General features: G+C 65.1%; 20 protein-coding genes and 1 tRNA gene. 10 read left to right on the top strand and 11 right to left on the bottom strand.

Going from position 1 to position 14,838, the window contains the following annotated elements; translation table 11 throughout:
- Window positions 1-62 precede the first annotated feature (62 nt).
- Window positions 63-851 (top strand): methanethiol S-methyltransferase, encoded by a 789-nt coding sequence (mddA, locus tag ACM43_RS34335; RefSeq protein ID WP_271546186.1) that lies wholly within the window; start codon window positions 63-65, stop codon window positions 849-851.
- Between the two features lie 91 nt (window positions 852-942).
- Entirely contained in the window at window positions 943-1,365 is a 423-nt protein-coding gene (locus ACM43_RS34330) for a GFA family protein (protein ID WP_271546184.1), read from the top strand.
- Between the two features lie 234 nt (window positions 1,366-1,599).
- Here ACM43_RS34330 and ACM43_RS34325 read toward each other — a convergent pair whose 3' ends face one another.
- Complete coding sequence (locus tag ACM43_RS34325; protein WP_036020653.1) at window positions 1,600-1,824, bottom strand: hypothetical protein; 225 nt, start codon at window positions 1,822-1,824, stop codon at window positions 1,600-1,602.
- 234 nt (window positions 1,825-2,058) lie between these two features.
- On the opposite strand from ACM43_RS34325, the gene ACM43_RS34320 reads away from it, so the two are divergent.
- Complete coding sequence (locus ACM43_RS34320) at window positions 2,059-2,343, top strand: hypothetical protein (protein WP_271546180.1); 285 nt, start codon at window positions 2,059-2,061, stop codon at window positions 2,341-2,343.
- 138 nt (window positions 2,344-2,481) lie between these two features.
- Here ACM43_RS34320 and ACM43_RS34315 read toward each other — a convergent pair whose 3' ends face one another.
- From ACM43_RS34315 to ACM43_RS34300, 4 genes are all read right to left on the bottom strand, one after another.
- Window positions 2,482-4,416 carry a sensor histidine kinase gene (locus ACM43_RS34315; RefSeq protein WP_271546178.1) on the bottom strand — a complete coding sequence of 645 codons (1,935 nt, stop codon included), beginning with the start codon at window positions 4,414-4,416 and terminating at the stop codon, window positions 2,482-2,484.
- Window positions 4,413-5,096, bottom strand: a complete 684-nt coding sequence (locus ACM43_RS34310; RefSeq protein WP_271546176.1) for a response regulator — start codon at window positions 5,094-5,096, stop codon at window positions 4,413-4,415. Before ACM43_RS34310 ends, ACM43_RS34315 begins: the two co-directional genes overlap by 4 nt.
- A gap of 155 nt (window positions 5,097-5,251) precedes the next feature.
- Window positions 5,252-5,479 (bottom strand): hypothetical protein, encoded by a 228-nt coding sequence (locus ACM43_RS34305; RefSeq protein ID WP_036020661.1) that lies wholly within the window; start codon window positions 5,477-5,479, stop codon window positions 5,252-5,254.
- A 136-nt stretch (window positions 5,480-5,615) separates the two neighbouring features.
- Window positions 5,616-6,482 (bottom strand): alpha/beta fold hydrolase, encoded by an 867-nt coding sequence (locus ACM43_RS34300; RefSeq protein WP_271546174.1) that lies wholly within the window; start codon window positions 6,480-6,482, stop codon window positions 5,616-5,618.
- Window positions 6,483-6,625: 143 nt separating this feature from the next.
- Between ACM43_RS34300 and ACM43_RS34295 the strand changes: the two genes are divergently transcribed.
- Both ACM43_RS34295 and ACM43_RS34290 read left to right on the top strand, forming a co-directional pair.
- Window positions 6,626-7,003 (top strand): VOC family protein, encoded by a 378-nt coding sequence (locus ACM43_RS34295; protein ID WP_271546172.1) that lies wholly within the window; start codon window positions 6,626-6,628, stop codon window positions 7,001-7,003.
- Window positions 7,004-7,026: 23 nt separating this feature from the next.
- Entirely contained in the window at window positions 7,027-7,911 is an 885-nt protein-coding gene (locus tag ACM43_RS34290; protein WP_271546170.1) for an arginase family protein, read from the top strand.
- A gap of 102 nt (window positions 7,912-8,013) precedes the next feature.
- Here the strand turns inward: ACM43_RS34290 and ACM43_RS34285 are convergent.
- Window positions 8,014-8,098, bottom strand: a tRNA-Leu gene (locus ACM43_RS34285).
- A 156-nt stretch (window positions 8,099-8,254) separates the two neighbouring features.
- On the opposite strand from ACM43_RS34285, the gene ACM43_RS34280 reads away from it, so the two are divergent.
- Entirely contained in the window at window positions 8,255-8,794 is a 540-nt protein-coding gene (locus tag ACM43_RS34280) for a disulfide bond formation protein B (RefSeq protein ID WP_271546168.1), read from the top strand.
- 3 nt (window positions 8,795-8,797) lie between these two features.
- Here the strand turns inward: ACM43_RS34280 and ACM43_RS34275 are convergent, their stop codons facing one another.
- Window positions 8,798-9,883: an AbrB family transcriptional regulator gene (locus ACM43_RS34275; protein ID WP_271546166.1), complete on the bottom strand. Its 1,086-nt coding sequence runs from the start codon at window positions 9,881-9,883 to the stop codon at window positions 8,798-8,800.
- 100 nt (window positions 9,884-9,983) lie between these two features.
- On the bottom strand, window positions 9,984-10,283 hold the full coding sequence (locus ACM43_RS34270; protein ID WP_271546164.1) for a PsiF family protein: 300 nt from the start codon (window positions 10,281-10,283) through the stop codon (window positions 9,984-9,986).
- 200 nt (window positions 10,284-10,483) lie between these two features.
- On the opposite strand from ACM43_RS34270, the gene ACM43_RS34265 reads away from it, so the two are divergent.
- A complete protein-coding gene (locus ACM43_RS34265) occupies window positions 10,484-10,966 on the top strand; it encodes a hypothetical protein (protein WP_271546162.1) in 483 nt (160 codons plus the stop codon).
- A gap of 124 nt (window positions 10,967-11,090) precedes the next feature.
- Here the strand turns inward: ACM43_RS34265 and ACM43_RS34260 are convergent, their stop codons facing one another.
- Window positions 11,091-11,639 carry a TetR/AcrR family transcriptional regulator gene (locus ACM43_RS34260; RefSeq protein WP_157286803.1) on the bottom strand — a complete coding sequence of 183 codons (549 nt, stop codon included), beginning with the start codon at window positions 11,637-11,639 and terminating at the stop codon, window positions 11,091-11,093.
- Window positions 11,640-11,745: 106 nt separating this feature from the next.
- On the opposite strand from ACM43_RS34260, the gene ACM43_RS34255 reads away from it, so the two are divergent.
- From ACM43_RS34255 to ACM43_RS34245, 3 genes are all read left to right on the top strand, one after another.
- Window positions 11,746-12,174 carry an acyl-CoA thioesterase gene (locus tag ACM43_RS34255; protein ID WP_271546160.1) on the top strand — a complete coding sequence of 143 codons (429 nt, stop codon included), beginning with the start codon at window positions 11,746-11,748 and terminating at the stop codon, window positions 12,172-12,174.
- A 3-nt stretch (window positions 12,175-12,177) separates the two neighbouring features.
- A complete protein-coding gene (locus tag ACM43_RS34250; protein ID WP_271546158.1) occupies window positions 12,178-12,621 on the top strand; it encodes a PaaI family thioesterase in 444 nt (147 codons plus the stop codon).
- 111 nt (window positions 12,622-12,732) lie between these two features.
- The gene (locus ACM43_RS34245) at window positions 12,733-13,386 is read left to right on the top strand and encodes a DsbA family protein (RefSeq protein WP_271546156.1); all 654 of its coding nucleotides are present in this window, start codon (window positions 12,733-12,735) and stop codon (window positions 13,384-13,386) included.
- 79 nt (window positions 13,387-13,465) lie between these two features.
- On the opposite strand, the gene ACM43_RS34240 is transcribed toward ACM43_RS34245, so the two are convergent.
- The gene (locus ACM43_RS34240) at window positions 13,466-13,672 is read right to left on the bottom strand and encodes a hypothetical protein (protein ID WP_128265907.1); all 207 of its coding nucleotides are present in this window, start codon (window positions 13,670-13,672) and stop codon (window positions 13,466-13,468) included.
- A gap of 81 nt (window positions 13,673-13,753) precedes the next feature.
- Window positions 13,754-14,824 carry a phospholipase gene (locus ACM43_RS34235; protein WP_271546154.1) on the bottom strand — a complete coding sequence of 357 codons (1,071 nt, stop codon included), beginning with the start codon at window positions 14,822-14,824 and terminating at the stop codon, window positions 13,754-13,756.
- Between the last annotated feature and the right edge of the window lie 14 nt (window positions 14,825-14,838).

Here is a 14,838-nt window from a genome sequence, read left to right as displayed (position 1 = left end):
GTCCGATCCGGCATGGTGCGAAGACCAAACCGTATCGATGCCTCGGCACAACGGAGTGTTTTATGACCCAAATTGATCACCAGGTTCATTCTCTCGGCCCGGAGGCTACGGGCTCTCGTATTTTCAGGTTCATCGCCTTTCTGTACGGAATTGCGGCGTATCTCGTGTTTTTCGTCACCATTCTCTATGCGATCGGCTTCGTCATGGGGGTGATGGTGCCCAAGACCATCGATACCGGTGCCGAAGCGCCCGTCGTTCGCGCGGTCGTCATCAATCTGCTGCTGATGTCGCTGTTCGCGGTTCAACACAGCGTGATGGCACGCCAACAATTCAAGGCATGGTGGACGCAGTTCGTCCCCAAGCCGGTCGAGCGAAGCACGTATGTGCTGTTCGCGAGCCTGTCATTGCTCCTCCTGTTCTGGCAGTGGCGTCCGCTACCCGCGGTCGTATGGGAGGTCGAGAACCCCGATCTTGCCGTCACACTGGTCACGTTGTCCTTCGCTGGCTGGATGCTGGTGTTCACCTCGACCTTCATCATCAACCATTTCGAACTGTTCGGCCTGCATCAGGTGACGAATCATCTCGTCGGCAAGGAGATGGAGCCGCCGCGCTTCAAGACGCCGCTGCTCTACAAGTTCGTCCGCCATCCGATCTATCTCGGTTTCATCATCGCGTTCTGGGCGGCGCCGGTCATGACCGCGGGTCATCTGCTGTTCGCGGCCGTGACCACGCTCTACATCTTTGTCGGCATCGCGCTTGAGGAGAGCGATCTCGTCGATCTCTTCGGCGACGAGTACCGGCAGTACAAGCAACGCGTCTCCATGCTTATTCCCTGGCGCCGGTCGGTATAGTCTAGGCCAAGCCCCGCGCATCCAATCGAAACAAGGGCGCGCGGGGCGCCGACGCGCGATAGCGATCCATCGGAAAAAGGGAGACGTCCAAATGAAACATGTCGGAAACTGCTTCTGTGGCGCGGTCACGATCGAGGTCACGGGTGCACCGGAGGCGATGGGCTATTGCCATTGCCGCTCCTGCCGCTCCTGGTCGGGCGGTCCGGTCAACGCCTTCAGCCTGTGGAAGCCGGAAGCCGTGCGCATCACCGAAGGCGCTCAGAATGTCGAGACCTTCGTCAAGACGCCGCTCAGCCAGCGCAAATATTGCAAGAAGTGCGGTGGCCATCTCATGACCAACCATCCGCCGCTCGGTCTGGTCGACGTCTTCGCCGCCACCATCCCCACCCTCGCGTTTACGCCCGGCGTCCACGTCAACTATGCCGAGACCGTGCTGCCGATGCGCGATGGCCTGCCCAAGCTGAAGGATTTTCCCGCCGAGTTCGGCGGAAGCGGCGAAATGATGCAGGAATAGCGGCGCGTCTTCAGTTGAAGGCTGTTCCCTGCTGCCATCCTTGGTCGATTCGACTACCCCGGTCCGTTCACCTCTCCCGCTTGCGGGAGAGGTCGCGCCGAAGGCGCGGGTGGGGGCTTTCTCCTCTTGGGGATTGTCCCATTGCGGAAGCACCCTCTCCCCAACCCTCTCCCGCAAGCGGGAGAGGGAGGGCACCTCCGTCGTTGCAGCGATCAAGCGTCATTTCATCGCACTTTAGCCTCCGCGCGATTCGACCACCTTGCGGCAGGAATCGGACAGCTTCGACTTGTTCTCGCGCAGGCAGGCGTTCATTTGCGGCGGCTTGCCGATATGCTCGGCGCAGAATTTGCTGGCGTCGCCGCGGCAGGCCATTTGCTCCTGGACGGATGGACCGGACTGCGCGGCAGCAGGCAGGGCGGCAGCTGCGAGCAGCAGCGCGGCAAGAACCGAAATCTTCATAGAGCACCTCTTTGGAATTCTCGTTGGTCCCGACCGGGATCAATCGGGCCGGACCATTCCGCAAAGGCCGGGCGCCGGTCCATGCCATGTTCATGGCAGCGGCCAGTCCTCCCGCCCGCGGTACCCCCATCTTCATGGCATGTATCCGCGGGCCGACTTTTGTCATTCAGGCTGCACCTCGGCTGCGAGACCCGGTGATTGCGTCGGGACGCCGAACGGAACCAGGAGAGCAAGATGTCGAAGAGAGCTGGAGCGCTGGGCGCAGGGCTGACGGTCATGGCGCTGGCGGGTGCGGCGATGGTGTCGCTGGGCACGAGCCCGGCGCAGGCCGTGGTCTATTGCAAGACCGTCGGCGTGCCGAAGGGCTGCGTGGTGCGGCCGGCTGGCGCCGTGGTGGTGGGAGCGCCGGTCGCGCGGGCTGCCGTCGCGACCCCCGGTGTCGGCGCACCCGGTGTCGGTGTGCGTGCCGGCACGCCGATGAATCGGGGCGGCCCGGTCAATCGCGTCGGCGTGCGCTGATATTTCCGCTCCATTGAACTGATGCATCGCTTCGGGCCAAGGGGCCCGCGGACGAAGACCCCCCGTCCTCCGCGGGCAATTTCAACCCGGCCCGTCCCCTCTCTCCGTGCGCCCCACACGTTCGGGGAGGGGGCCCTTTCAACCCGCGGCCATGTCGCTGTCGGGAAAACGTTGCGGCAATTTCAGCCGCAAGCGCGTGCCGGAGGAATCAGACGTCAGGTCGAGCACCGCGCCGCAGCGCGCGGCGCGGCTTTTCATATTGCGCAGGCCGCGCGCGGTCTGGCCGGCCCCCGCGGCCTCGCCATTGCCGGCCAGCGCAAAACCGTTTCCGTCGTCCGTCACGGTTATCACGCCGTAGGGTCCCTGGCCTGCGTCGAACGTGTCGATGGTCACCGCGATGCGGCGGGCCTGCGCGTGCTTGACCGCATTGGTCACGGCCTCGTCGAGGATGCGCACGATCTGGACGACGTGCCATGGCCTGAGCTCGGGATGCAGCGGCAGGCCCTGCGGCGTCGCCACGCGCCAGTCGAGCGTGATGTCGTGCGGCCGCAATTGGGCCGTGGCGCGCTCGCGCCAGGAGCCGAGCGCCAGCATCAGGTCGCCGCCGATGTCGTCCATGGAATCGATGACGAGACGGAGATCCTTCAGCGCCGCGCGTGCGGCGTCCGTGATGCTCGCGCCCGCGCTGCCGCGTTCGGACAGCGCGACGATGCTCACGAGCTGGCCGCCGAGTCCGTCGTGCAGGTCTCGCATCAGGCGCGTGCGCTCGTTGGCGAGCGCCGCCGCGCGGGCGCGCTCCTCCTCGCGGGCAAAGCTCGCCTTCAGCCGCTCCTCGGCCTCCCGCACCCGCGTCACCAACTGGCCGGCAAAGCTGTCGACCTGGTTCAAGGCGCGGGCGAAGCGCCAGGTCAGCCCGGCGCCGATCGCGACCAGCATCGCCGAATAGGACAGGCGCGAGACGAAGATGCGATCGTTGCTCACGATATCGAGCACCGTGAGCATGTCCTGAACCCAGCAGACCAGCACGATGGTCACCGCGCAGCCGATCGTGAAGCTCGCCGCGTCCTGCCGTCGCACCACCGCGGTTGCGGTGACGCAGGCCATCAGGAACAGGCAGAGCCCGACGGTGGGAATGCCGAGCACCAGGAACAGGATGCGCGGCAGCGGCGGGCCCCCGATCAGCCCGACCACGAATATGAGGACGCCTGGCACGAACAGCAACGTGCCGTAGCGCGGCCAGCGCCAGCCGAAGAACAGCACGCCGAACACGACGATCAGCGCGCTCTCGATCGGTGCGGAGGCCAGCAGCACCGCGGCCAGGTGCGATACCGTGGCCGGCGGCACCGGCGGCGGCGCGAATGCCTGCACCACGCCGAGCACCATCGCCGTCGCCAGTACGCCATAGACCGGCTCGTGACGCCGCATCAGCCACATGATCGCGAGGATGACGGCCAGGATCGCCTGCCAGGCGGAAAACACCACCGGCAGGGTGACGAACAGCAGCGTGCGTGTCTCATAGGCCGGGCGCAAGGCGGCATCCGGCCCGACATAGACGGTGTCGAGGAAGCCCTTGAGCGGGCCCCATACGAACAGCCGCACCGTGATCTCGTTTCCGCCCTCGCGCAGCAGCGACGCGGGGATGGCTGCGATCTGCGGCGTGTTGCGGTCGGGCCGGTTGGCGTTGGTGTCGCGTCGGGAGTCGAGCACGACGACGCCGTTGACGGCGACCTCCACCGCGTTGCTGAAGCGCGGCAGGTACACCGACCAGCCCGCGGCCGCATCGCCGCCCCGGAATGTGAAGGTGCCGGCGTAGATCGGCGGGTCGGCCAGCGAATAGCGTGACGAGGTGAAATGCGGCAGCGTCACCGGGCGCGTCAGACCGTCCTCCCGCGCCGAGAAATCGTCCACCGCGTAGTCGTCGGGATCGTTCGGCTGCAGCAGCCGAATCCCCAGGATCGTAACGATCACGATCAGGGCCTGGAGCAGCAGATAGGGCACCAGGCGCGAGGCGATCAGCCTGCGCCGCGGGCGTGTTGGTGCCCTCGCAGGTGCTTTGGCCGCGATCTCACTCACAGCTTGATCAGGCCCTGCTGCACCGCCTCGAACACCGCCTCGCTGCGCGTGTGCACCTCGAGCTTGCGATAGATGTTCTTGATATGGCCGGGCACGGTCTGCTTGGAGAGGCCGAGATGGCTTGCGATCTCGGCATAGCTGAAGCCTTTGGCGATGCCCCACAGGATGTCGATCTCGCGCGGGGTGAGCCTTGCCGTGTTGAGCGCGGGGCCGGGCGGCGGCTCCGCCGAATTCTGCGCGGCACCTTGCGTCCTGCGCACGATGAAGCGGGCGATCGAGGCCGAGATCGGTGAATGTCCCGCGACCAGATCGCGCACCGTGGTGGCGATGTCGGTGGGGAAGGCGTCCTTGAGCAGGTAGCCGGTGGCGCCGACCGTGATCGCGGAGATCACGCTCTCCTCGTCGCCGAGCGCGGAAATCACCATGATTTCGGTGTCGGGGAAGCGCTGCCGCATCTCGCGGATCAGCTCGACGCCGTGGCCGTCGGGCAGCCGCAGATCGGTCAGCAGCACGCGCGGCGCGCCGGCGGCGAGGGCCTGCCGCGCCTCTGCGAGCGTACCGGCGCTGCGCACCTCGTAACTGGCCTTGACCAGCGCATCCTGGAGGCGCCAGCAGGTCGGCGCATCGTCCTCGACGAGGAGGATGGTGATGGCTTCACCCGTCTCGCCTTGTTCGGTCATGATCAATGGTCCCGCGACCCGCGTGTCCCCCGCGGCGCAAGGCAAGTTTAGCCGCAGCGCGCACGCCGTGACACCCATAATCATGGGGGCAGTCACGGGACTGCCATGTGCCGACCCAACGTTGCCGCGCGACGGAGTGCCGCCGCCAATCCAGCTTACGAAAGATCAACCCGCGGCGGCGGATATCGCCGCGCCAGGACCGATAGCGACAGCGGCCGTTCGTCTTCCGGCAGCTCCAGATAGGCCAGCACGAGCGGCCGCTTCCAATCGCCGACGCCGAAATCCATCGCCGTCCATTTCTGCGGCTCGGGCCCTTCGAGCCCCCGGACCCAGACGAAATAGCGGGGAAGGTCGTCCGTGTCCGTCGTGCGTCTCCTGGCCATCGAAGCGGTCCGCTGCGTCAAGATCGTTGCCGCACGATATAGGGAATATCTGGGGGAAGTCGAACGCCCGAGGCGATCGGGGAAGCTTGCCGCCCGCGCCGGTGCCGGTTGGCGACAAAAGCGCTGTCGTTGCCCGTTAAGGTTCGATCCGTTCGAGAAATGATCGCGTAAGCGAAACAACCTCATCGAGGTTGGTTTCGAGCAGCCAATGGCCGCCATCCAGGAGATGCAGTTCGGCATCCGGCAGGTCGCGGAGATAGGCCCGCCCTGACTCCTCAGGCATGTAATGGTCCTGCGGCCCCCACAGGATCAATGTTGGCGGCTTGTGCTCCTGAAGATATCGGCGGTGCTCGGGAAACCATTGGCGGTTCGCCTTGAGGCCAAACAGAACGTCTGCGGCGGCGTCTTTCCGCCGCTCGGTCATCAGCGACCAGTGCAATCGCCAAAGGTCCGGTGCGATCAGTCCAACCATATCCGCACGCAAATCATTCAGGAACTCGTCGCGGAAATTCTCTTCAGTGACAGCTTCCCGCATCGCCGCACGCATCTCCTGATCGGGCAGTGACCAGGACTTCTCGATGTCGGCGTATGCCGGGCCAAGCGCATCTTCGTAAGGTATGTCGCCGTTTTGAATGATCTGGGCCACCACCCTCTCAGGCCGCATGATCGCCAGCCTGGCCCCGATCGGTGAGCCGAAATCATGAAGGTAGATCACGAAGCGTTCGATCTTCAGCTGCTTCACGAACTGGTCGAGCCACGCGGCATAGCCGCCGAAGCTGTAATCGAAGTCATCAGGTGTCCCGCTATAGCCGAACCCGGGATAATCGGGAGCAATCAGCCGCCATTTATCGGCCAGTCGCGGCATCAGATTGCGGAATTCGTAGGATGAGCAGGGATAGCCGTGCGGCAGCAGAACGACGGGCGCGCGTTCAGGACCGGCTTCTCGGTAGAAGGTATCCACGGATCCGATCCGGACCCTGCAATGTCTGACGCGTGTGTCCATGTCTTGCTTCCTTTGTAGATAAAGCAACTTCCGGGGCGGGGTTCCCGGCATCTGCGTCGTGGTGGGTAGAACCGAAGGCGGCTCTGACGGAACAACCACCGGAAGCTTACCGTTACGAAGCAACATCGGAGCGGGAGGTCGTTGTGATCCACCATGTCTCGGTAGGAACGAATGATGTTCAGCGTGCGAAGCGCTTCTACGATGCGGTCTTGCCGGTCGTCGGGATCACGCCGATGGCCGAGGACGAGGGTGGATTGGGCTACGGAAGCGGGACGTTTCACTTCAGCGTTCAAGTTCCGATCGACGGAAAGCCCGCGACCGTGGGTAACGGCAGCCACATCGCCTTTGCCGTCGAGAACCGCGCGATGGTCGATCGCTTCTACGCTGCCGCATTGAAGCATGGTGGCAGCGACGCTGGCGCTCCCGGGCTGCGGCCGAGTTACGACCTCAACTATTATGGGGCGTTTGTCCGCGATCCAGACGGTCACAAGATCGAGGCCGTGACCTACTCGGCACAATAGTCGCGAGCGAGCGGGAAGGCGCCATGCCGACCATGCCCTATGCAATTATCGAAGCTCCTTCGACGCTCGGCCTTGCGACTGACGGCGTGGAGCGCTTGCCCGAACAGCTGCTGAAGCTTGGTCTTGCGGAGCGCATCGGCGCGCGCCGCGCCGGGCGGCTGATGGTGCCTTCGAAAGATCCGACGCCGGATCCCGAGACCGGCGTCTTGAATGCCGGCGCAATTGCGGCGTGGTCGCCCAAACTCGCCGACGCGGTGGAAGCGGTGCTCGTCGCGGGCGAGTTTCCGCTGGTGCTGGGCGGCGATTGCACGATCTTACTGGGCTCGATGCTCGCGTTTCGACGGCGCGGCCGCTACGGCCTGTTGTTCATCGACGGCAACGCCGATTTCTTCCAGCCCGAGGCGGAGCCCAAGGGTGAGGGCGCCTCGATGGACCTTGCCTTCGTTTCCGGCCACGGCCCGTCCCTCCTGGCCGACATCGAAGGTCGCGGTCCTCTGGTCCGCCCTGAAGACATTGTGGCGTTTGGATATCGCGATCACCAGGATCAGGCGGAATATGGAAGCCAGCCGCTTCCCGAAGAGCTCAAGGTGCTTGATCTTCCTGCTGTGCGGGCGCGAGGCATCGAGGCCGCTGCACGCGAAGCCGTCGATCACTTGACGCGAGCCGAGCTGGACGGCTTCTTCATCCATCTCGACGCCGATTGTCTCGACGATGCCATCATGCCGGCTGTCGATTTTCGCGTGCCGGGTGGGTTGTCGTGGGACGAGCTATCGACCGTGCTCCGGGTTGGCTTGGCGAGTGGCAAGGCGGTCGGCCTGGAGATCACCATCTACAATCCGGGCCTGGATGAAGACGGCAGCGCCGGGCGTGGCCTGGCCGATGTGCTCGCAGCAACGCTCGGGTCGTAGTTCGAGTTTGCTGAACCAGTCGGTCTTCGCCAAGAGAAGAGGCTTCGCCGGACACGCTTCGCCCTTTGGGCCGCCTGGCCGCGCCACGCGAAGCCCGAAGCGTGGTGCCCCTGGCCGGAATCGAACCAGCACTCCTTGCGGAACTCGATTTTGAGTCGAGCGCGTCTACCAGTTCCGCCACAGGGGCCCTCGGTCGGCCTCATAGGCGGCGTCGCGAAGCCGGCGGACTATAGCCATGGACGGGACGGGGTCAACCCGCGCCAAAGTGATCCCCGCCGTTCTCGACAGCCGCATGGGCTGGGGCTAGAGGCTTGGGAGCGCGAGAGATGCGAAAGAGGCTGCCGTGACCACCCAGAGTGCCGCCATACCTGCGTTCAAGCCGGGCGCCACGAGCCCCGCGCTGACCGCCGCGGCCTTGGTCACGCTGATCGGCTCAGCCACGATTGCGGGCGCCTGGTTCTTCCAGCTCGTCCTGGAGATCCTGCCCTGCCCATTGTGCCTGGAGCAGCGCTACGCCTATTACCTTGCGATACCTCTCGGTGTGCTGACGGCGCTGGCGGCGCGAAGCGGCGCGCCGCGGCCGCTGCTGCTGGCGGGGCTGGCGATCCTCACCCTGGCGACGCTCGCCAATGCCGGCCTCGGCGCCTACCATTCCGGGGTCGAATGGGGGTTCTGGAAGGGGCCGACCGATTGCTCCGGTCCGGTCGTCAACCTCGGCAGCGCCGCCGATCTCTTGTCGAAGCTCGACACCGTGAAGGTGGTGCGCTGCGACGAGGTGCAATGGCGCTTCCTCGGCCTCTCGCTCGCCGGCTACAACGTGCTGATCTCGCTCGTGATGGCCGCGATCGCTGCGTGGGGCTTCGTGCGGACGGCGAAGCGCTAAAGCTCAATCATCCACGTCGTCCTGCGTGCGCCCGAACAGGTGCACGATGCCCGGCGTTGCGATCGTCACGAAGACGAAACGCGACAGGTGGTGGGCGCCGACGAAGATCGGGTCGATGTGCAGCGTCAAAGCCAGCGCCAGCATCGCGTCCATCGCGCCCGGCGCGAAGGCGACGACGACGTCGGAGAATTTCACCGGGGTGGTCAGCGCCACGATGCCGACGAAGATGGCGGAGACGGCGATGGCCACGGCAAACGAGCCCAGCGCAGCGCTGAGGTGGCCGGCGAGCGTCTTGATTCGCATCCGGGCGAAACGGCTGCCGATCAGTGCGCCGATCCCGATCAGCGCAACGCCACGCACCCAGTCCGGCAGGCCGCCCTCGACCCATCCGGCACCATGCAGCACGCTGGAGGCGATCATCGCGCCGAACATCCAGCTCGCGGGAAACCTGATCAGCCGCAGCACGAGCGCCGCGGCCAGCGACGCGGCGGCCAGCTCGAACAGGTCGAGCGGCGAGGCGATGGTCGTTGTCAGCGACTGTGCAGCCGAGGGCGTGACGCCTGCAATCGCCAGCACCATCGGCAGCGCGGCGGTCAGGATCATGACGCGCATGGTCTGCACCACCGCAATGCCCGGCAGGTCGGCGCCGCGCTCGACCGCCAGGATCGTGATCTGCGACAGCGCACCGGGACTGCCGGCCAGGAAAGCGGAGGTGCGGTCCCAGCCATGGATGCGCTGGAGGTAATAGCTCGACCCGAACGTGGAGCAGAACGTGGCGAGCGCAAGCAGGCCGATGGTGACCGGGTAGGCGCTGACCTGCTGAAGCAAATGGCGCGAGACGACCGAGCCCAGCGAGATGCCGAGCAGCACCAGCACGGTCTGGGTCAAAATCGGCGGCAAGGTCAGCTGACGGCCGGCGATCGCGGCGATCCCGACCGCGATCATCGAGCCGGAGATCAGCCCGCCGGGAAGGCCGGCGAGCAGAAACACAAGGCCGCCGGCGGTGCCGATGACGAGCGTCTCCACCGTGCTCAGGATCGTGGCACGGCTCGGCCATTCGAACGACAGGGAGGCGGTGATGTGCTTCACGCCACCTTATCGCAAATCAGCGCGAGGCGCACAATTGCAGGCTCGTCATGCCGCAATGCGCGAGGCCTTCCGCGGAGGCTCGGACGGAATCGTGACGGGCTTATTTCTTGTCGGCTGCGGGAGCGGCGGGAGCTGCTGGAGCGGCGACTGCGCTGCCGGCCCTCGCCTCCTTTTTGCATTCGCGACGGAATTTCTTGCGCTCCTTCCCCTTCAATCCCTTGGCGTCCGCCTGCCTGGAGCATTCCAGCGATTCCGCCGATCGCTCCTTCGTTGCCTTCTTTTCGTCGACGGTGGCGGCAGTGTCGGTCTTGGCGGCCGGCGCGGCGGTCTGTGCGAAAGCGGTGCCGGTGACGAGCAGGGAGGCGAGAGCAACGGCGGCGAGGCGGGACGTGAAGGTCATGTGGTGCACTCTGCTTGCGAGAATTGCGAAGGGCTGGAACGTTGGCTCGCGTTGCTGAACGCGACATGAATGAGTTGAGCGGCAGGATCACTATATTTTGCCGGCGCAACTCATCGCATCCTTGTCGCAAGCGGCCGGCACGCTAGGATAGCAATCCTCAATTCACTTCCGTCGGGGAAGATCAAGCAGGAGACCCAGGGATGACCATTCAGACGAAATTGTTGTATGCGATCGCAGCGTCCGGTGTCGCGGCATTGCTGACGAGCGCGCCGGCACAGGCACTGACCGCGCAGGAGTGCAGCGCGAAGTACCAGGCCGCCAAGAAGGACGGCTCGCTCGGCACCATGAAGTGGAATGACTTCCGCAAGGCCCAATGCGGTGCCGATGCGACGCCCGCCGCTGCGCCGACAGCGGCAGCGCCCACAGCTCCCGCGGAGCCGAAGCAGGCGAAGAAGGAGGAGGCACCAGCCGCGGCGCCAGCCCTGCCGGCCGGACCCGCAGTCTACCCGAACGCGATCGATCCGAAATATGCCAAGGAGACTCCCGGCAAGGCGCGGTTGCACACCTGCGTCGACCAGTACAATGCCAACAAGTCCACCAACGGCAACGGCGGCTTGAAATGGATTCAGAAAGGCGGCGGCTATTACAGCGAATGCACCAAGAAGCTGAAGGGCGCCGCCTGAGCTTCGCATTGCTGCGAAGGCCGGAGCGACGCTCCGGCCGATTCGCCTGAAGTGTCGCGCATGATCTTTTCGGAAAGCCGCTGCACACCTTGCGCTTACGCGGCCCTTGGGGGTCGGATCATGCTCAGTCGAGCAGCTTCTCGGCAGATTTCGCCACGAGTTGCGACCGCTTGCGCGGACCGCTCTCGACGAACAACAGGCTCTGGCCGAAGATGAAGCAGTAGAACAGGAAGGCCTGCGCGTCGGCCTCTTCGGTCGCAAGGCCGGTCGCCCGGTAGAGGTCGCCGACGTGCCTGAGCCGCGCCGCGTCGACACTTGCCACTGCGGCCGCGGCGTTCTCATCCGAGCGGGCCCATTGCCGGATCGCGAGCTCGATCGCCATCCCTTCCGGATTGAGCCGCTCGGAATAGAGCTGGATCACTGCCCTCAGCCGCTCGCGGGGCGTTTGCCCGTCGAGGCTTGTCTGCTGCGCGATCGCGGCGATGCGGCCCTTGCGCCAGGCTTCGAGCATGGCCTCGAGCAGCGCGGCGCGGTCGGCGAAGCGCCGGTAGAAGCCGCCCTTGGTGACGCCGAGATTCTTGGCGAGCACCTCGACCCGCACGCCCTCCACCCCCGCGCGGGCGAGCTCGGCAAATCCAGCCTCGACCCAGACGTCGCCCTTGCCGTCGCTCATGGAGGAAGCCTCACCCGATCTTGATACGGTGCCGTATTGTTAATGCGCAACGGGTTTGATACGCTACCGTATCAACGACCAAGAATGAAAGCGCGGAGGAAATGCTATGGAGCAGGAGGCGACCTATCGCGGCACGGTCTATCCGTGGCAATGCGACCATGTCGGGCACATGAACATCATGTGGTATGTCGGCAAGTTCGACGAGGCCAATTGGAATCTGTTCGCTCGCCTCGGCCTGACGCCGAGTTACTTGCGGTCCTCCGGCCGCGGCATGGCCGCGGTGCAGCAAAACATCGCCTACAAGCGCGAGCTGCTCGCCGGCGACATCGTCGAGATCCGCAGCCATCTGCTTGAGATCAGGGACAAGTCGATCCGCTTCCGGCACGACATGACGAATGCCGAGACCGGCGAGCTCGCCGCGACGTGCGAGATCACCGGCGTGCACATGGACCGCCAGCTCCGCAAGTCCGCCCCGTTCGCCGATTGCATTCGCGAAGCTGCCATGAAGCATCTTGCCGAACCAGCCGAGGTGTGAGCCATGACCGCATTCGAGCCGAAAAACCCGGGCTATCGCGCGGCGGCCATCGCCATGTTCGATGCCCAACCGGCCATGCGCACGCTCGGCATCGTGATCGTTCGCCTCGCGCCGGGCGAGGTCGAGCTCGCGATGCTGCATGCGCCGGCCTTCACGCAGCAGAACGGTTTCATCCATGCCGGCATCATCACCGCCGGGCTCGACAACGCCTGCGGCGTTGCGGCCTTCAGCTTGATGCCGCCGGAGGCCGGTATCCTCACCGTCGAATTCAAGACCACGCTGCTCGCGCCCGCCCGCGGCGAGCGTTTCGTCTTCAAGGCCGAAGTGGTCAAGCCCGGCCGCACGCTGACCTTCTGCGAGGCAAAGGCCTACGCCGAGCATGACGGCAAGACCACGCTGATCGCTACGATGACCGGGACATTGATGGCGATGCTGCCGGCGGCTTAGTTGAGCCGGGCGCGATTCGCGTGGCAATCGCTCCCGCAGCATTCTATATGAGTCGTAACAATGGCCGGTCCGCGGGCGTATATCCGCAAGATGGGACCGGAACGGGACGATATGACTGGATTTGGGAACAATGCGCCGAGCCGGCGCGCAGCCTTGACGCTGATCGGAGCGGGTGTGCTCGCGGCTGGCGGGATCGTTTCGGCGCGCGCCGCCACCGGCGATGACGAAGTGCTGACCGAAGCCAAGGTGCTGCGCGATCCCGACACGCCGGTCGCAGGCAATCCCGACGGCAACATCACCATCGTCGAATGGTCCGACTACAATTGTCCCTATTGCCGCAAGCTCGAGCCCGAGCTGCGCCAGGTGGTCCAGGACGACGGCAAGGTGCGGCTGGTCATGAAGGACTGGCCGATCCTCGGGCCGGTTTCAGTCACCGCGGCGCGGAGCGCGCTGGGGGCCAAGTTCCAGGGCAAGTATCACCAGGCCCATGACGCCCTGATCGGCGTCAGCTCGCGCCTGACCGAGCCGCGCATCAACGAGCTGCTCGCGGCTGCCGGGGTCGACATGGACCACTTGAAGCGCGATCTCACCGGCCACGCCAAGGACATCGACGCCATCCTCAAGCGCAACAACGAGCAGGCTGAAGCTTTCGGCTTCCAGGGCACCCCGTCCTTCATCGTCGGCAAGTATCGCGTGCCCGGCGCGCTCAGCATGACCGAGTTCGAGCAGGTCATCGCCGACGCCCGCAAGGCCAAGATGAACTGAGCCGGCGATATTCAGGACGCAATACAAAGGCGCCGTCGCGGGTCTGCGACGGCGCCTCGTTCATGTCGATCGGACGAAATTACTTCGACGAGATCCGGACCCAGTCCTTGTGCGCGCGATCGCGCAGCGCATCCCAATCGGCCTTGGCGACGTCCCAGTTCACGATGGTGCGGTTGGTGGTCGCGACCTCGCCCTTGGCGACTGACGACGTCTGCATGGAATCATAGACGTAGACGCCGCCCGCAAGCAGCAACGCGCCCAGGATCATTCCGAAAAAAGTCTGCATGGCGAACCTCCGGTGACGGGCGATAACGTCGGCCCGGAGTGATGGTTCCGCGACCATGCGGCGCATTCAAGGAGAGGTTGTTCATTTTCCATTCAGCCACTCCATCAGCTCCGCATTGATCTCGCGCGGATAGGTGTGGCTGAGGTCGTCGATCTCGCGATAGGTGATTTGGGCACCGGCGGCGGACAGCGCCGCCTGCGTCTGCCGTGCGGTCTGCACCGGAAACATCCAGTCGAGCTTGCCGTGAGTGATGAAGATAGGCAGGCCTTGCAGGCGCATCGCGTCGGCCATTTCCGCCATCAGCGGATGGAAGGTCGCTGCAACAGGGGCGAGATGCGTGAAGGGCGAGGCGCTGTCGAGGCCGGTGACGTAGCAGAAGGTGCCGCCGTCGCTCATGCCTGTCAGCAGCATGCGCGCGGGGTCGATGCGCCAGCGGCCGCGCACAGTATCGATGATGCGCATGAGGTTCGGTGTGTCGGTGTCGTCGCCCATCAGCGCCCAGGTCGGGCCGGTCGCGGTCGGCGCCACCAGGATCGCCCCAAGAGTGCGGGCGTCGCGGAGCCAGCTCCACAGAAAGCCGCGTCCGTTGCCGCTGCCGCCATGCAGCGCCATCACCAGCGGCATGGCACGCTCGGGCGCGTAATATTCGGGGACGTAGACCGAGAAGCCGCCGCGGCTGCCGGGCTCGTTGTGGTCGTGGAAGATGCCGGTATCTTCGCTCGCGCTGGCTTGGAGCCGCGATAACAAATCCGCATTGTCGCGATTGGCGGCGTTGAGGAAGAAGCCGCTCACCGGCGGAAATTGCGCTGCCAGCGGATAGAGCGCCTCCTGCGCGCGCGGGACATGGCGCAAGGCGCGGAATACCGCGACGAGATCGCCATGGCCACGCTCGACCTCACGAATGCCCGCAAAGGCAGCGAGCGTCTCGCCGCAGGCGCGATCGAGCCGGTCGCGCAGCCCGGCGAACCGCTCCGGCCAATCCCCGATTGCTGCGTGCGCCGTCTGCAGCGCCTCGTCCGGCGTGCCGATCGCATCCATCACCGAGGCGAAGGCCGGTGGATGCAGATGTCGCTGGAAGAAGCCGAGTGCTTCCAGCGCGTTGAGCAGAGGTGGCAGCACGGCCACGACGTCGTCGATCACGGCCTCGCTCATTATAGCCTCTCCAC

The organism is Bradyrhizobium sp. CCBAU 45321 (assembly GCF_028128975.1).
Classification (GTDB): Bacteria; Pseudomonadota; Alphaproteobacteria; order Rhizobiales; family Xanthobacteraceae; genus Bradyrhizobium; species Bradyrhizobium yuanmingense.
The sequence above is the reverse complement of the archived record's forward strand: the minus strand, read 5'-3'. Positions and strand labels throughout refer to the sequence as shown.